Annotated in this window: 14 protein-coding genes; 6 read left to right on the forward strand and 8 right to left on the reverse strand. The window is 70.3% G+C overall.

Features of this window, described 5'->3' with window-relative positions; translation table 11 throughout:
* Positions 1–524 precede the first annotated feature (524 nt).
* Both purH and purN read right to left on the reverse strand, forming a co-directional pair.
* The gene (gene purH / locus WBK31_RS31055; protein WP_378786201.1) at positions 525–2,066 is read right to left on the reverse strand and encodes a bifunctional phosphoribosylaminoimidazolecarboxamide formyltransferase/IMP cyclohydrolase; all 1,542 of its coding nucleotides are present in this window, start codon (positions 2,064–2,066) and stop codon (positions 525–527) included.
* Positions 2,063–2,692 carry a phosphoribosylglycinamide formyltransferase gene (gene purN / locus WBK31_RS31060; protein ID WP_364068421.1) on the reverse strand — a complete coding sequence of 210 codons (630 nt, stop codon included), beginning with the start codon at positions 2,690–2,692 and terminating at the stop codon, positions 2,063–2,065. Before purN ends, purH begins: the two co-directional genes overlap by 4 nt.
* Before the next feature lie 75 nt (positions 2,693–2,767).
* Here purN and WBK31_RS31065 point away from each other — a divergent pair, with 75 nt between their 5' ends.
* On the forward strand, positions 2,768–3,187 hold the full coding sequence (locus tag WBK31_RS31065) for a hypothetical protein (RefSeq protein ID WP_378786198.1): 420 nt from the start codon (positions 2,768–2,770) through the stop codon (positions 3,185–3,187).
* A gap of 103 nt (positions 3,188–3,290) precedes the next feature.
* Here the strand turns inward: WBK31_RS31065 and WBK31_RS31070 are convergent, their stop codons facing one another.
* The 4 genes from WBK31_RS31070 to sucC form a co-directional block, all read right to left on the reverse strand.
* Complete coding sequence (locus WBK31_RS31070) at positions 3,291–4,475, reverse strand: DUF6350 family protein (RefSeq protein WP_406673568.1); 1,185 nt, start codon at positions 4,473–4,475, stop codon at positions 3,291–3,293.
* Positions 4,415–4,906, reverse strand: coding sequence for a DUF6350 family protein (locus WBK31_RS31075; protein WP_406673569.1), 492 nt, complete (start codon positions 4,904–4,906; stop codon positions 4,415–4,417). The genes WBK31_RS31070 and WBK31_RS31075 overlap by 61 nt, the downstream gene beginning before the upstream one ends.
* Positions 4,907–5,104: 198 nt before the next feature.
* Positions 5,105–5,980 (reverse strand): succinate--CoA ligase subunit alpha, encoded by an 876-nt coding sequence (gene sucD / locus WBK31_RS31080; protein WP_364068427.1) that lies wholly within the window; start codon positions 5,978–5,980, stop codon positions 5,105–5,107.
* Positions 5,981–5,983: 3 nt separating this feature from the next.
* On the reverse strand, positions 5,984–7,165 hold the full coding sequence (sucC, locus tag WBK31_RS31085; protein ID WP_364068429.1) for an ADP-forming succinate--CoA ligase subunit beta: 1,182 nt from the start codon (positions 7,163–7,165) through the stop codon (positions 5,984–5,986).
* Positions 7,166–7,523: 358 nt separating this feature from the next.
* Between sucC and WBK31_RS31090 the strand changes: the two genes are divergently transcribed.
* Entirely contained in the window at positions 7,524–8,330 is an 807-nt protein-coding gene (locus tag WBK31_RS31090) for a hypothetical protein (protein WP_406673570.1), read from the forward strand.
* Positions 8,331–8,698: 368 nt separating this feature from the next.
* Here WBK31_RS31090 and galE read toward each other — a convergent pair whose 3' ends face one another.
* On the reverse strand, positions 8,699–9,700 hold the full coding sequence (galE, locus tag WBK31_RS31095) for a UDP-glucose 4-epimerase GalE (RefSeq protein WP_378786191.1): 1,002 nt from the start codon (positions 9,698–9,700) through the stop codon (positions 8,699–8,701).
* Between the two features lie 132 nt (positions 9,701–9,832).
* On the opposite strand from galE, the gene WBK31_RS31100 reads away from it, so the two are divergent.
* The 4 genes from WBK31_RS31100 (at position 9,833) to WBK31_RS31115 (ending at position 14,483) form a co-directional block, all read left to right on the forward strand.
* Positions 9,833–11,296 carry a glutamate--cysteine ligase gene (locus tag WBK31_RS31100; protein WP_406673571.1) on the forward strand — a complete coding sequence of 488 codons (1,464 nt, stop codon included), beginning with the start codon at positions 9,833–9,835 and terminating at the stop codon, positions 11,294–11,296.
* A complete protein-coding gene (locus WBK31_RS31105) occupies positions 11,293–11,949 on the forward strand; it encodes a neutral zinc metallopeptidase (RefSeq protein WP_378786187.1) in 657 nt (218 codons plus the stop codon). Before WBK31_RS31100 ends, WBK31_RS31105 begins: the two co-directional genes overlap by 4 nt.
* A gap of 562 nt (positions 11,950–12,511) precedes the next feature.
* Positions 12,512–12,757, forward strand: coding sequence for a WhiB family transcriptional regulator (locus WBK31_RS31110; protein ID WP_364068438.1), 246 nt, complete (start codon positions 12,512–12,514; stop codon positions 12,755–12,757).
* Between the two features lie 985 nt (positions 12,758–13,742).
* Positions 13,743–14,483, forward strand: coding sequence for a CPBP family intramembrane glutamic endopeptidase (locus tag WBK31_RS31115; protein WP_364068440.1), 741 nt, complete (start codon positions 13,743–13,745; stop codon positions 14,481–14,483).
* Positions 14,484–14,596: 113 nt separating this feature from the next.
* Here the strand turns inward: WBK31_RS31115 and WBK31_RS31120 are convergent, their stop codons facing one another.
* Positions 14,597–15,316 carry a PIG-L deacetylase family protein gene (locus tag WBK31_RS31120; RefSeq protein ID WP_364068442.1) on the reverse strand — a complete coding sequence of 240 codons (720 nt, stop codon included), beginning with the start codon at positions 15,314–15,316 and terminating at the stop codon, positions 14,597–14,599.
* Positions 15,317–15,421 lie beyond the last annotated feature (105 nt).

The raw sequence follows: 15,421 nt of genomic DNA on the forward strand, positions 1-15,421 counted from the left end.
CCACGGCGCTCCACGCATCTGACCGCGCCGGAAGGCACCCGAACCACCTGCCCTCACGCCACGCGGCCCTGCGCGCCGCAGAGAAGCTAGACACTCCTGAGCTTGCTCCGTTTTGGCGGACACCGTCGTTGTGGTGGTCAGGTAGCGGCAATGGTCTCGTAGTCGGCGGGGCTGCGGTAGCCCAGGCTGCTGTGGAGGCGCTCACGCACCGGGCGGGTCCCTGCACGCCACGGCGCAAGCCCCCGGACGTCACGGCCACGCCCAAGCCACCCACGCAAGCCCGAACGCCCACATAGGCCCAAGCGACCCGCGCAGGCCCGGGGCGCCATGCGTATGCCCGGACGCCCGGCCAGGACCCGCTCGACCGGCACGCGGCGGGCGTGACGGTCAGACGCGCGTCACGGTGGGGCATGAAGCCTCCGAGCGGTGCAGATTCGACACCTTCACCACATCGGAGGCTTCTTCGATGATCAAGCCCCACTGTCAACAACGCTCGTGGTCAATACTCCAGCGGCGTTCGGCCGTCAGTGGAAGAAGTGGCGGGTGCCGGTGAAGTACAGGGTGACGCCGGCCTTCTCGGCCGCCTCGATGACCTCCGCGTCACGTACCGACCCACCGGGCTCCACGATCGCCCGTACGCCGGACTCAGCCAGCACCTCCAGCCCGTCCGGGAACGGGAAGAACGCGTCGGAGGCGGCGACGGAGCCCGCGACGCGCTCGCCGGCCCTGGTGACGGCGAGGCGGCAGGAGTCGACGCGGTTGACCTGGCCCATGCCGACGCCCACGGTGGCGCCGCCGCTGGCGAGGAGGATGGCGTTGGACTTCACCGAGCGGCAGGCCCGCCAGGCGAACTCGAGGTCGGCGAGCACCTCGGGCGAGGCGGGTGCGCCGGTCTTGAGCTCCCACTGGGCGGCGGAGTCGCCGGAGGCGTCGACGCGGTCGGTGGTCTGGACGAGCAGGCCGCCGTCGATCCTGCGGAACTCGGTGGCGTTGGCGGGGCCTTCGGGGCAGCGCAGCAGGCGGAGGTTCTTCTTGCCGCGCAGCACCTCAAGGGCCTCGGCGTCGAAGTCTGGCGCGATGACCACTTCGGTGAAGACGTCGAAGATCTGCCTGGCCAGCTCTTCGGTGACGGGCCGGTTGACGGCGATGACGCCGCCGTACGCGGAGACGGGGTCGCACGCGTGCGCCTTGCGGTGGGCGTCGGCCACGTCGGCGCCGATGGCGATGCCGCACGGGTTCTGGTGCTTGATGATGGCGACGCAGGGGTCGGAGAAGTCCCACGCGGCCCGCCAGGCGGCGTCGGCGTCGAGGTAGTTGTTGTAGGACATCTCCTTGCCGTGCAGCTGCTCGGCGCCTGCGAGCCCGCCCTCGCCCGCGGTGTAGAGTGCGGCGCGCTGGTGCGGGTTCTCGCCGTAGCGCAGGGTGGCCTTGCGCTCGTACGCGGACCCGGTGAAGCTCGGGAACTCCTCCTCGCCCGCGTACGTGCCCGCGAACCAGTTGGCCACGGCCACGTCGTAGGAGGCGGTGTGGGCGTAGGCGATGCCGGCGAGACGGCGGCGCTCGGTGAGCGTGAAGCCGCCCGCGTCGAGCGCGTTGCGGACATCGCCGTAGAAGGAGGGATCGACGACGACGGCGCAGGTGTTGTGGTTCTTGGCCGCGCCGCGGATCATCGCGGGCCCGCCGATGTCGATCTGTTCGACGCACTCGGCGTCGGACGCGCCGGAGGCCACCGTCTGCTGGAACGGGTAGAGGTTGACGACGACGAGCTGGAACGGGTCGATCTCCAGCTCTTCGAGCTGGGCGACGTGGTTCGGCTTGGTGACGTCGGCGAGCAGCCCGGCGTGTACGCGCGGGTGCAGCGTCTTGACCCGCCCGTCGAGGCACTCGGGGAACCCGGTGAGCTGCTCCACCTTCGTCACCGGGATGCCGTAGGAGGAGATCGCGGCGGCGGTGCCGCCGGTCGAGACGATCTCCACCCCGGCAGCGTCGAGGGCTCTGGCCAGCTCTTCGAGCCCGGACTTGTCGTATACGGCGATCAACGCGCGCCGGATGGCGATGCGAGTCACGTGGTTTCCCCTCCTGTGTTGTTGCCGATGCGGACCATACGTCCGCTGACCGTCCAGCCCTCGCGGGCCATCCGGCCGACGGTTTCGACGAGCAGGCGCCGCTCGACCTGCTTGATGCGCTCGTGCAGGACCGCCTCGTCGTCGCCGGGAAGCACGGGCACGGCCGCCTGCGCCACGATGGGCCCGGTGTCGACGCCCTCGTCGGCGAGCATCACCGTGCAGCCGGTGATCTTGACGCCGTAGGCGAGCGCGTCGCGCACGCCGTGGGCCCCGGGGAACGACGGCAGCAGCGCCGGGTGGGTATTGAGCACGGGGAACGCGTCGAGGGTGGGCGCGCCCAAGATCTTCATGAAGCCCGCGGACACGACGAGGTCGGGCTCGTACGCGGCGATACGCGCCGCGATCGCGCGATCCCATTCATCTCGGGTCGCGTAATCACCCAATTTCTCGACAAAAGTCGGGACCTGCGCCCGTTCGGCCCTGACCAGCCCTTCTATGCCATCCCTGTCCGCACCTACCGCGACCACGCGGGCGCCGTACGACGGATCGGCGGAGGCGTCCAGCAGGGCCTGTAGGTTGGTTCCAGAGCCGGAGACGAGGACGACGAGCCGCCCAGCCTTAGACACGCACACTCCAAGTGAGGAAACAGGGTGGGGGTCACAGGGTATCTGTTCATCGTCCGGCGACGCAGAGGAGGTCAGGTGTCGACACCGGTGAAGGCACCGGCAGGCCAGCAGCCCGCGGAGTCAGCGGGCCGCCGAGCGATCTGGTTGGCCATCGCAGCGCTGGCCATGACGTTCATGCTGCCCCTTGCGGGCCTGGTCATGGCGTTGTTCGCGCTGATGGCGGGGATCCGGGCGCTGCCGTTGCTCAAGAGCGAGGGCAAGCCCACGGGCGTGGCGGTCGGCGGCATCACCGTCTCCTCGCTCGCGCTGGTGCTGTCGGCCATGGCCACGGCCATGCAGCTTTATCTCGCGGACGAATACGCCGCCTACCAGGAGTGCATGAAGGGCGCAGGCACGGTGGCCTCGCAGGGCGAGTGCTTCGCCGAGTTCAAGGAGGCGGCCCAGCGCAAGCTTCCCGCCGACGTCCTGCAGATGCTCGGGGCGATGCAGCCGTAACGTGCGCTCCGGGCGATGCGGCCGTGATGGCCGCTGGCCGTGACGGCCGCTGTTCGCGGTCCCAGCCGTACGTGCGCGAGTCGCGGTCCCATGCGTACGGGCGTTAGTCGCGGTCCCAGGCGTACGGGTCGACGTAGATCACGTGGCCTCCCTTGTCGTCCGACTCGTCCACGATGTCCTTGCGCGGCGGCCGGGGCACCGACGGGTCCGGCCCCGCGGGCCGCGGCCTGGCCTGGGCCAGCGTCTCGGCCTCCGCGGACGCGTGCTCGTCCTGCCAGTCGTCCCTGATGACGGGGATCTCCTGGGTGTCGGCCTCGGTGGCGTCGAGCCAGTGACCGGGCAGCGGGCGCGGGTCGCTCTCGGCGAGCCCGACCTTGCTCGCCGCCCTGGCCAGCGCGGCGCCGGCCTTCCGTACGGGAGCCGCGGCCTTGTCCAGCGGCTTCCTGGCCCGCTTGTTGAGCAGCAGCAGGTTCGTCACACCCGCGGAGATGCCGGCCGCCACGCCGACCTCCAGCGCCACCGACAGCGCCACCTCCCAGGGCGACGGCCCGACCGTGGCCAGCCGCGCGCCGCCGATCGGCCCGCCCGACAGCGCCGCGAGCACCCCGGCCACCAGCCCGCTGGTGATGCCGGTCAGGAACCCCCACAGCGGCGCCGCCTCGTACGACGGAGACGGCGAGATGCGGGCCACCGTCACGCCCGCCACCGCGCCCGCCGCGAACGGCACCGCGATCACGGCCATCATCCACGCGGGCACCGGACCGCTCTCGGGCAGGGCGCCCAGCATCGGCAGGCTGGGCACGGTGCCGAGCTGCACGCCCGTGGGCGCGACCAGGGTGTCCGCGCCGATCGCGAACCCGGGCCCGGCGATGTAGGAGAACGCCCAGATGACGGCGTTCAGCAGGTAGAGCAGCTGGAGCAGGATGAGCAGCAGCCCGCCGACGAACCCCGGCGAGAGCACCTCCGACAGCTGCCTGACCTGGCCGAAGTTGAGCACGACAGCGAGCAGCACCAGCGCCAGCCCGGCCACCAGCAGCACCGCCGTGGCCACCGCCGTGCCGACGGTGAGGGCGCGGACGCGCTCGGGCAGCAGCCGCAGCATGACCCGCCACGGCCCGATCATCCTGGCCGTGGCCAGCGAACCGGCCAGGAACGCCAGCAGGAAGTGGCTGAGCAGCGCCTCGCCGATGAACGGCTGGGTGATCTCGTTCCTGGCCACGAGCGCGATCAGGCCGGCCAGCATCGCGTACGGGGCCGCCAGCGACACCCCCGCCTGCACGACGAGCACGAGCTGGGCCCGCCGCCGCGCGCGGCCTGCTCCTTGGGGCTGTTCTTGGGCAGCCGGGCGGGCAGGCGCAGCCGCAGGTCGGCGTCGCGGGCCATCCACCGCGCCGCGCGGTAGAGCAGGATGGCGGGCAGGATCACCAGGCCGAGCGGCAGCAGACCGACCCGGCCGCCGGGAATCGCGAAGCCCGCGTGGTGCGCGGCCAGCCAGAGCTGCGCCGCCGTACGGAAGACTCCGGGCAGCCCGGCGCCCAGGGTGCCGCGCGGCGCGGCTATCCAGCCGACGAGCGTGAGCGTGGTGAGCACGGCGAGGCCGACACCGAGGGTGCAGGCGGCGGCCAGCATTCCCGACACCGGCAGCGGCCGCCGCGTCTCGTCGTCGTCGCTCGGGGCTCCGGGGAGCTTGCCGAGTACTGACCGGGGGGCAGTACGCAACTGGTCGAGGATCGCCGTCACAGTAGGCGATTTTCTCAATCTTTCCCGACCGAAGCTTGGTTGACGCGCCGGGCATCGCCTTGTTCTGTTTCGCCGTCGCTTCCGGCACAGGCGGCACCCGTCCGGCACCCGTCCGGCACCCGGACACGCGCAGGGCTTCGCATGGCGGCATACCACGCGAAGCCCTGTGGGAAACGATCAGCGAGCCTGCATGATCTCGCGCATGAGGCGGGCCGTCTCGGAGGGGGTCTTGCCGACGCGGACGCCGACCTTCTCCAGCGCCTCCTTCTTGGCCTGGGCGGTGCCGGCCGAGCCGGACACGATGGCGCCCGCGTGGCCCATCGTCTTGCCCTCGGGGGCGGTGAAGCCCGCGACGTAGGCGACGACCGGCTTGGTGACGTGCTGCTCGATGTAGGCGGCGGCCCGCTCCTCGGCGTCGCCGCCGATCTCACCGATCATCACGATCGCGTCGGTGCCCGGATCCTCCTGGAACGCCTGCAGCGCATCGATGTGGGTGGTGCCGATGACCGGGTCACCGCCGATGCCGACGGCCGTGGAGAAGCCGAAGTCGCGCAGCTCGTACATGAGCTGGTAGGTCAGCGTGCCGGACTTCGAGACCAGGCCGATGCGGCCGGCCGTGGTGATGTCGGCGGGGATGATGCCGGCGTTGGAGGCGCCGGGCGAGGCGATGCCCGGGCAGTTGGGGCCGATGATGCGGGTCTTGTTGCCCTTGGCCACCGCGTACGCCCAGAACTCCGTCGAGTCGTGCACCGGCACGCCCTCGGTGATCACCACGCAGAGCGGGATCTCGGCGTCGATGGCCTCCTTCACCGCGTCCTTGGTGAACTTCGGCGGCACGAACACGACCGACACGTCCGCGCCGGTCTTCTCGATGGCCTCCTTGACCGTGCCGAACACGGGCAGGCCCTCGTGGACGGTGCCCGCCTTGCGGGCGTTCACGCCGCCCACGACCTTGGCGCCGGCGGCCAGCATGCGGCGGGTGTGCTTGGTGCCCTCACCACCGGTCATGCCCTGAACGATGATCTTGCTGTTCTCCGTCAACCAGATGGCCATGGGTCACGCACCTACCGCAGCGAGCTGGGCGGCGCGCTTGGCCGCCTCGTCCATCGTGTCAACCAGCTCGACGCCGGGAAGCGCGGCGTCGGCCAGGATCTGCCGCCCGAGCTGGGCGTTGTTGCCGTCGAGCCGGACCACCAGCGGGCGGGTCACGGCCTCGCCGCGGCTCTCCAGCAGCTTGAACGCCGCGACGATGCCGTTGGCGACCGCGTCGCAGGCGGTGATGCCGCCGAAGACGTTCACGAAAATCGACTTCACGTCGGGGTCGGAGAGGATGATCTCCAGGCCGGCCGCCATGACCTCGGCGGACGCGCCACCGCCGATGTCGAGGAAGTTCGCGGGCCTCGGCTTGCCGGGGAATTCCTCACCGGCGTAGGCCACCACGTCGAGCGTGGACATGACCAGGCCGGCGCCGTTGCCGATGATGCCGACGCTGCCGTCGAGCTTGACGTAGTTGAGGTCCTTCTCCTTGGCCCTGGCCTCGAGCGGGTCCTCGGCGGCCTTGTCGGCGAGCGCCTCGTGGTCGGGCTGGCGGAACGCGGCGTTGTCATCGAGCGTGACCTTGCCGTCGAGCGCCTTCACCTGGCCGTCGGCCGACAGGATCATCGGGTTGACCTCGACCAGCGTGGCGTCCTCGTCGACGAAGCAGCACCAGAGCTTCTCGATGAGCTCGGCGGCGCCGTCGAGGGCCTTCTCCGGCAGACCGCCGGCCACCGCGATCTCGCGGGCCTTGGCGCGGTCGACGCCGGTCAGCGCCGAGACGGGGACCTTGGCGACCTTCTCCGGCGTGGCGTGCGCGACCTCTTCGATGTCCATGCCGCCCGAGGCCGAGCAGATGGCGAGGAAGGTGCGGTTGGCCCGGTCGAGCAGGAAGGAGAAGTAGTATTCCTCGGCGATGTCGCTGGCCTCTTCGACCAGTACCTTGTGGACCGTGTGGCCCTTGATGTCCATGCCCAGGATCGCCTGAGCCTTGGCCACGGCGTCGGCGGCGTCGTCGGCCACCTTCACACCGCCGGCCTTGCCCCGGCCGCCGGTCTTGACCTGGGCCTTGACGACAACGCGGCCGGTCAGCTGCTCGGCCGCCGACCGCACCTCCTCCACGTTGTGGGCGACGATGCCGCGTGGCACCGGGATGCCGTAGTCAGCGAAGAGCTCCTTCGCCTGATGTTCGAACAGGTCCACGAGGGTCCGTCCTTGCTTATCCGACTGATGTTCGACGGCCCGGGCATCTGTGCTGATGGTCGCGTGCGCTTCGCCGTGCGCGGCTTCGTTCCTCGCTCTGCTCTGTCACGGCGAGCTCCTACGCTCAGGGGTCGTGCCGGGCGTTTCCGCCAGTGAAGCCTAGCCCGAAGCTTGACCTGCCCAGGTCATCGGGTCGCGGTTCTTCCGCTATGTGACGGTGATCTCACTTCTTCAGGGCGGGCGTCAGATCTCAATTGCAACATTTAGCCGACATAAGACCCGCCGCGCGATATATCTTCGTGATCTTCCAATGTCAGGCTTGCTCCCCGCTCTTGCCTTAAATGCTGAAGGAAACTCTATGAAGCGAATGCTCGCGGGCCTGGCGCTGGCGTCGGCGGCCACGCTCGTGACCGCAACGCCCGCGCAGGCCGCGCCCGCGGACCCGGTGAAGGCGCTGAAGAAGCAGTACGCCGCCGGTAAGGGCGTGCGGATCTCCGAGTCCGCCGTCACCAAGGTCTCGGGCACGAAGACCGACGGAACCGTCACCACGAACGGCACCCTCGCTTTCGGCAAGTCCGGAATCGTGGCGTCGGACCTGCGTAGCGGCGGGAAAGGCGCGAGCTTGCTCAGTGCGGCGCCGCCGCGGTCGATCACGGTCGGTAAATACACGTACGCGCAAGGCGGGTTGTTCAGCCAGCAACTTCCCGACGGCAAGAAGTGGGTGCGCTACCCGAACACCGGCATCCCGCGCACCGGCAACCAGCCGCTGGACATCTTCCGGCCCAAGGTGCTCAAGGAGCTCGTGAGCGAGGCCAAGAGCGTCAAGGGCGGCTCGTACCGGGGAGCCATCACCTTCGGACGGCTCGCCAAGCTCTACGGCGAGAAGGTCGACAAGCGGCTCGGCAAGGTCGCCATCAGCTACGTGCTCGACGTCAACTCCAAGGGCCTGGTCAGCCGGCTGCGCAGCCAGTACGCGTTCGACTTCGGCCTGCTCGGCAAGACCACGTCCACCGTGAACACCCGCTACACCGGCTGGGGCAGCAAGGTCACGGTCAAGGCCCCGCCGGCGGACCAGGTCATCGACTACAGCGAGCTCGGCGAGGACAGCGGCGTGCCGCAGGAGATCCCTGACAGTTCGCTGGACGCGCTCAACCCGGTCGAGTAACGACCCCCTTGCGCCGGGTCCCGCTCTTCGCGGAGCCCGGCGTTACGTCTTGTGGGGCCCGCGTTACGCCTTGAGGGCCCGGCGTCAGGCCAACCGACCGCCTCCGAGAGGCCGTTCTGCCCTGCTCCGGCGCCCTTGCCGGGGCAGACCCCCACCCACACGGCCTCACCCAGTGCGTATGGCTTCGCCCTCGTCCGTACAGCTTCGCTCCGTCCGTACGGCCTCACCCCGACCCGCACAGGCGACCGCGCCCTGCCCCCCGGAAAGCTCACCAGCCGCCTCGTCGGGGCGACCGCACCCCCGTGCTTTCCAAGCAGCCTCACCAAGCCGGCCCGTACCGGCGACCCCGCCCCCGGCCGGAGGTTCCCTCACCCCGCCACGGCCTCCGCAGGGTCGGGGAGGCGGGTGGGGCGGAGGGCGGCCCATTGGAGGGAGTGGCGGATGCCGTCCTCCAGCGAGTAGCGGGCCTGCCACCCCAGCAGCTCACGAGCCCGGTCGCTGCGGGTGTAGGCGCCGGCCACGTCGCCGGGGCGCGCGGGCGCATCGACGGTCTCGATCGGCCGGTCCGCCACCCGGTTGAAGGCTTCCACCAGCTCGCGGACGGTGGTGCCGGCGCCGGTGCCGAGGTTGATCGCGCCGGTCTCCAGCGAGTCGAACCGCCGCAGCGCCGCCACGTGGGCCTCGGCGAGGTCCCAGACGTGGATGTAGTCGCGGATGCCGGTGCCGTCGCGGGTGGGGTAGCGGGTGCCGGTGATCTGGAACGGCACGCCCTCCTCGTACGCCTCGATCATCTTGCCCAGCGCGTGACTGGGCCGGCGGAGCTGCAGGCCGGTGCGCATGCGCGGGTCGGCCCCGACGGGGTTGAAGTAGCGCAACGACAGGATCTTGATGGGCCGGCTCGCGGCGATGTCGGCGAACATGCCCTCGCAGACCGCCTTCGTCCGCGCGTACGGGCTCTGCGGGGCGAGCGGCGACTCCTCGGTCACCGTGTGGTCGTCGCCCGCCTGGTAGATCGACGCCGAAGAGCTGAAGATCATGCGCGTGCATCCGTTGCGGATGAGGTGTTCGACGAGGTCGAGGCTCTTGGCGACGTTGGCGCGGTAGTAGCCGATGGGGTCGGACACGGAGTCGGGGACGACGATGAGCGCGGCGCAGTGGACGACGGCTGATATGTCGGGATGTTCGGCGAAAATCTTGTCGATGAGCGGCCCGTCGCTGATATCCCCCTCGTAGAACACCCGCCCCTCGGTGAACTCCCGCCGCCCCCTGACGAGGCTGTCGAGGATCACGGGGTCGATCCCCGCATCGAGGCACGCCGAGGCGATCGTGCTCCCGATGTAACCGGCGCCGCCGGTGATCAGTACGCGCATGCCTGAACCCTAGCCAGCCCCGCGACCCCCGCGAGCCGTCCTGTGGACAACACCGCCGAGCCTGTGGAAAACCGGCGTTCCTTTGCCTTCGCGGTATGGCCTAGTGGGCTTCGACGTGCGACATTTCGAGATATGGGCAGGGATGTGCCGGTCGTCGTGTTCAGCAGGGACGACCGCCGGCAATACCGGGAAAAGGTGCACCGCTGCCTCGACGTGTTCGCCACGATGCTGCGCGAGTCCCGTTTCGCGTTCGACCGCCCGCTCGCCGGCCTGGAGATCGAGCTGAACATCGTGGACGCGCGGGGCGAGGCAGCCATGCGCAACGCCGAGGTGCTCGCCGCCATCGCGCAGCCGGACTGGGCCACCGAGCTGGGGCAGTTCAACGTCGAGATCAACATCGAGCCCCAGGACCTGGCGGGTGACGGCGTCCCGAGTCTGGAGAACGACGTACGGGCCCGGCTCAACCACGCCGAGTCCCGGGCGCGTTCCGTGGGCGCGCACCTCGTACTGGTCGGAATCCTGCCCACGCTGCGCCAACAGGACATCGGCGAGGGCACGCTCTCGGCGAACCCCCGCTTCCGCCTGCTCAACGAGCAGATCTTCGCCGCCAGGGGCGAGGACCTGCACCTGCTCATCAACGGCGTCGAACGGCTCGACACCCACGCCGACAGCGTCGCCCCCGAGGCGGCGTGCACGAGCGTCCAGCTGCACCTCCAGGTCAGCCCCGACATGTTCGCCGCGCACTGGAACGCCGCCCAGGCCATCGCGGGCGCACAGGTGGCGGTCGCGGCGAACTCGCCGTACCTGTTCGGCAAGGAACTGCACAGGGAGACCAGGATCGCGCTGTTCGAGCAGGCGACGGACACGCGGCCGGCGGAGCTGAAGGCGCAGGGCGTACGGCCGCGGGTGTGGTTCGGCGAACGATGGATCACCAGCGTCTTCGACCTGTTCGAGGAGAACGTCAGCTACTACCCCGCGCTGCTGCCCCTGTGCGCGGACGAGGACCCGCGCGCCGAGCTGGAACGGGGCCGCACCCCAGAGCTGCACGAGCTGACCCTGCACAACGGCACCATCTACCGCTGGAACCGGCCGGTGTACGCGGTCGTTGACGGAGTACCGCATCTGCGCGTGGAGAACCGCGTGTTGCCAGCGGGGCCCTCCGTGGCCGACATCGCGGCCAACGCGGCGTTCTACTACGGGTTGATGCAGGTGCTGCCGTACGACGAGCGTCCGGTGTGGAGCCGGATGTCGTTCCAGGCGGCGGCGGACAATCTGGCCGCTGCCGCACGATACGGTCTTGACGCGCGGCTGTACTGGCCGGGAGTGGGCGAGGTGCCGGCCGCCGAGCTGATCTTGCGGCGGCTGCTGCCGCTGGCGCGTGAAGGGCTTGCCGAGTGGGGCGTGGACGGGGTCGTGGCGGACCGGTTGCTGGGGATCATCGAGGGGCGGTGCCTGACGGGGCGTACGGGGGCGAGCTGGCAGGTGGAGCAGGTGCGCGCGCGGGGCGGCGACAGGCACTCGGCGCTGCGGGCCATGACCTTGGACTACATCGAACGCATGCACACCAACGAACCCGTGCACACGTGGGACGCGTGACGCCCGTGGCGCGCGCGCTGGTCGCCGCCGTCCTGACGCTGGTGCTGGTCGCGGTCTCCGGTTGCGGGGCGGTCCGCCGGTCGTCCACGGATCGGGCGGGGGACGACACGTTCGAGGGGGACGTACGGACGGCGCGCACGCTGACCGAGCAGTTCTGGCGGGCACAGTTCGAGGAGTCCGGGCGGATCTATCGGCCTATCGCTGACTTCATCCCCTACTCGGGGCGGTTCGGGCCGAGTTGCGGTGATGAGCCTGCCGTGCCCAACAACGCCTTCTACTGCCCGATCGGGCACTTCATCGCGTTCGACCAGGACTGGCTGGAGTCCTTGTGGAGCGAAATGGGGGACGGATCCGTCTATGTCATCATTCCGCATGAGTTCGGGCATGCCGTTCAGGCGCAGCTCCGGACCGGCTTCGAGCTGAACGTCCAGATGGAGCTGCAGGCCGACTGCTACGCGGGCGCCACCCTGGCCGGCCTGGTCAACTCGGGCGCCCTGGCCGCCGAGGAGGGCGACGAGGAGGAGCTGCTCCTCAGCCTCGCGGCGGCCGGCGACCCCACGGACGACTGGCTCGACCCGTCCGCCCATGGGACGGCGGAGCAGCGGCAGGCGTCGTTCGCCACCGGGTACCAGGAGGGCGTGGGCGCCTGCTGATCGGGCGGGTCGCGTCGCCGGACCCGCGGTCGGGCTGGGCCTTGCGCAGTGAGCTCAGATGGCGAGCGTCGCGTCGGCCGACATCACGGCGACGAACGTCACGTCGGTGTGTCAGGACCAGGCGACATGCGAGACGAACGTGACGACAGGGACACGCCACCAGGCCCTGGTAACACGCGACGCTCCAGCGGCCCCTGGTGTACAAGCGACGCGCAGCGGACCCGAGCGCACAAGCGACGCGCAGCGGACCCGCATGGACAAGCGACGCGGCAGCAGACCCAGGCTGCAGGAATCGACGATCGGCCTGATGACCATCGACGACATTGCGGAGGACCGTTGGGGCGCGGACGTCGCACCACCCGCGGTCTGGGATGCCCGCGGTCTCGGACGCCCGGGATATGGGACACCCGGGATCTGAAACGCCCGGGATCTGGGACACCCAGGATCTGGAACGTCGGGTCTGCGACACCCGGGATCTGGGACGCATCACCACCTGGTCGTACACCACAGTTCAACCCACAGGATGATGCCGCCGATCTTCCTTTGGGCCTACCGTTGCTGCATGCCACTGGAGGAGATCGGCTGGTTGCGCAGGGGGGCGTGCCGCACCAGCGACCCTGACCTCTTCTTCCCCCTCGCCCCCACCCCCATACAGGAGGCCCAGGCCAAGGCGATCTGCGCCGGCTGCCAGGTGCTGGAGGAGTGCCGAGCATACGCATTAGACGCCGGAGAGGCGGAGGGCATCTGGGGCGGCCTCACCCCCGCAGAACGCCGCCGCACCCGCCTAGCCCGCCCCACCGCCTCCTGACCCAGGCGACCAAACAGCGCACGTGAAGCCGTGCCCACGCCCGCAGCTCACAACGGCGACAACTCCACGACCGGCACCCCAGCACGTGGACTTCGCCGGGGCGAGCGACCCCGCGGCCCAAGCGGCAGTGGGAGTAGGTCAGGTCGTGGGCCTGGGGGCGCGTGCGGGACAGGCTCTGTGCGGGACAGGATGCCCGTGCGATCCGCGGGATGCCCGTGCGGTACGCGGGTTGCCGTGCGGGGCTCGGCTCGCCGTGTAAGACGCAGGGCGGCCGCGCGGGGCTCAGTAAGCCGCGCGAAGCGCGGCTGGCGGCGCAGGCCCGCCCAGCCGTGCGGACGCGCAGAACGGCTACGCGAGTCGCGCGGGCAGCAAGGCGAGACGCGGGACGACCGAGCGCAGCCGCGAGCCGCGCAACGTGAGCAGAGGACGCGCACGCTGTCCGAGAGACGCGGAGCGACTGCGCAAACGACGCGCGCGGCCGTGTGGAGACGACCAGACGGCTGCACAAACCGCACGGGCAACCACGGCCGTGCAAAGACGATGGGACGGCTGCGCGAACCGCATGGGCACCGCGGAAGGCACGAGACGGTCGACCATGACACGGGACACTGCCGGGGGCGCAGGGCAGCCACCCAGGGCTCGGGAGCGCAAGGCGCCGGGGTGGCCGTCCAGGGATCGGTGGGCTGCGCGAGGCTCGCGTGGCCGTGCGGCACTCGCGTGGCTCATTGGGCTCGCGTAGCCGTGCGGCGCGGGACTTCGGATGGCCGTGCAGGACTCGGATGACCGTGCAGGACTCGGATGGCCGTGCGGGACTTCGGATGGCCGTGCGGGACTTCGGATGGCCGTGCGGGACTTCGGATGGCCGTGCGGGACTTCGGATGGCCGTGCGGGACTTCGGATGGCCGTGCGGGACTTCGGATGGCCGTGCGGGACTCGGATGGCCGTACAGGGCAAGGGGCGGGAAGCAGGGACGTAGCCTGCAAGGGTGCTGCTTCGCTCGATGGCCGTGCTGGCCGCCGCCAACGTGCTCAACAACAAGGTCGCTCCGCGCCTCGGGCCCCTGACGTCCACGGTCGCCACCGGCGCGCTCGTGGCCATGGCGCGCAGGTCCGGGCTGACGTGGGAGGAGATCGGGTTCGAGCAGGGGCGGCGGGGGGCGGTCGCCGGGGGTGTGCTGGCGGCGGCGGTGGCCGCGGTGTACACCGTGGGCGTCGCGTCGCCGCGTACGAGGCCGCTCTTCCACGACGAGCGGGCGCTGTCGTTGTCGCGCGCCCGGGTCGTCGAGGAGGCGCTGCTTCAGGTTCCTCTCGGGACGGTGCTGCTGGAGGAGGTGGGTTTCCGAGGGGCGCTGTACGGCATGCTGCGCAAGCGTCACGGCACGGTCGCCGCCACGGCCGTTTCCTCCGGGCTGTTCGGGCTGTGGCACATCCTGCCGTCCATCGACATGGCCAGGGCCAACCCGGCGCTGGGCGCGCTGACGGCCGGGGAGTCGCCGGGTCGGCTCGACGCGGCCCGGGTGGTCGTGGGCAGCGTCGTGTCCACGGCGGCCGCCGGGGTGCTCTTCTGCGAGCTACGCCGGCACCGTGGGCTCCTCACCCCCGCCATGCTCCACCTGGCCACGAACTCCCTCGGCTACCTCTTCGCCCGCGTCTCCGCCTCGCTTGCCACCCTCGACCGTCGGTCCGTGCCAGAACGTTCTCCAGCGTCAGGCCGGATGGCGGGCTGAAGTTCTCGTCGGCGACGTAAGACGTAAGCGGCAGAGGAACACGTGCGCCGGGGTTACGGGAGGGGCGGGGCGGTGAGCGGAGGATCAAGGACCTGGGGAGCGGGGCGAGGGGGTCAGGCAGTGGGGACTACCTGGAAGCCTTCGGCGTAGTGGTCTGGGCCGAAGCCGGCCTGTTCGGCCCACGCCGCGAAGCGGCTCCTGACGAAGTCGGTGAAGCCTTCGACGTGGGAGACCTGGCTCACGTGGGACTGCAGGGCCGCGAGCTTGCGCTCCATGGTGGCGGTGATGTCCACCCAGTGGTCGGGGGTGGGCCCGCCGGTGAGCCAGACCTCGCGTACGGTCCACGCCTCCAAGCCTTCCTCCTTGAGCAGCTCGGGGAACGCGTACGGGTTGCGCGCGTCCGGATAGACGGCGTCGAGGGCGGCACCGCCGACGGCGCGGTGGTCGGGGTGGCTGGGGGCGATGAACTTGTAGTTGCGGTCGGGGTGGTGGGTGATGACCAGGTCGGGTTTGACCTGGCGGATGACGCGGGCGATGTCGCGGCGGAGCTCCAGCGTGGGGGTCACCCGGCCGTCGGAGTAGCCGAGGAAGCGTACGTCGGTCACGCCTACGGCCTTGGCGGCGGCGAGCTGTTCGGAGCGGCGGAGCTGGGCCATGCCGGAGTTGTCGAGTGCGCGCTCGTTGCCACCCGCGTCGCCGTCGGTGACGAGCAGGTACGTGACCTGTACGCCCCGATCGACGAACAGCGCCACCGTCCCCGCCGCGCCGAAGTCGACGTCGTCGGGGTGTGCGGTCACCACGAGCACGCGGTTGATCTCGCTTTCAGCCAGCATGATCCCTCTTTCCTGACGCACTCGGGGGCCGACCGGAGCGCCCGTCGCCGGCATCCGGGCGTCTTTTGTCGGTGAAGCGTCTTACCCTGGGTGGGTGCCGACCCA

The organism is Nonomuraea sp. N2-4H (assembly GCF_045291505.1).
Lineage (GTDB): Bacteria > Actinomycetota > Actinomycetes > Streptosporangiales > Streptosporangiaceae > Nonomuraea > Nonomuraea fastidiosa.

Bases quoted from the DNA above. Each gene is read 5' to 3' on its own strand.
- sucD (WP_364068427.1), bottom strand. From the start codon at position 5,980: ATGGCCATCTGGTTGACGGAGAACAGCAAGATCATCGTTCAGGGCATG.
- WBK31_RS31090 (WP_406673570.1), top strand. From the start codon at position 7,524: ATGAAGCGAATGCTCGCGGGCCTGGCGCTGGCGTCGGCGGCCACGCTC.
- galE (WP_378786191.1), bottom strand. From the start codon at position 9,700: ATGCGCGTACTGATCACCGGCGGCGCCGGTTACATCGGGAGCACGATC.
- WBK31_RS31100 (WP_406673571.1), top strand. From the start codon at position 9,833: ATGGGCAGGGATGTGCCGGTCGTCGTGTTCAGCAGGGACGACCGCCGG.
- WBK31_RS31110 (WP_364068438.1), top strand. From the start codon at position 12,512: ATGCCACTGGAGGAGATCGGCTGGTTGCGCAGGGGGGCGTGCCGCACC.
- WBK31_RS31120 (WP_364068442.1), bottom strand. From the start codon at position 15,316: ATGCTGGCTGAAAGCGAGATCAACCGCGTGCTCGTGGTGACCGCACAC.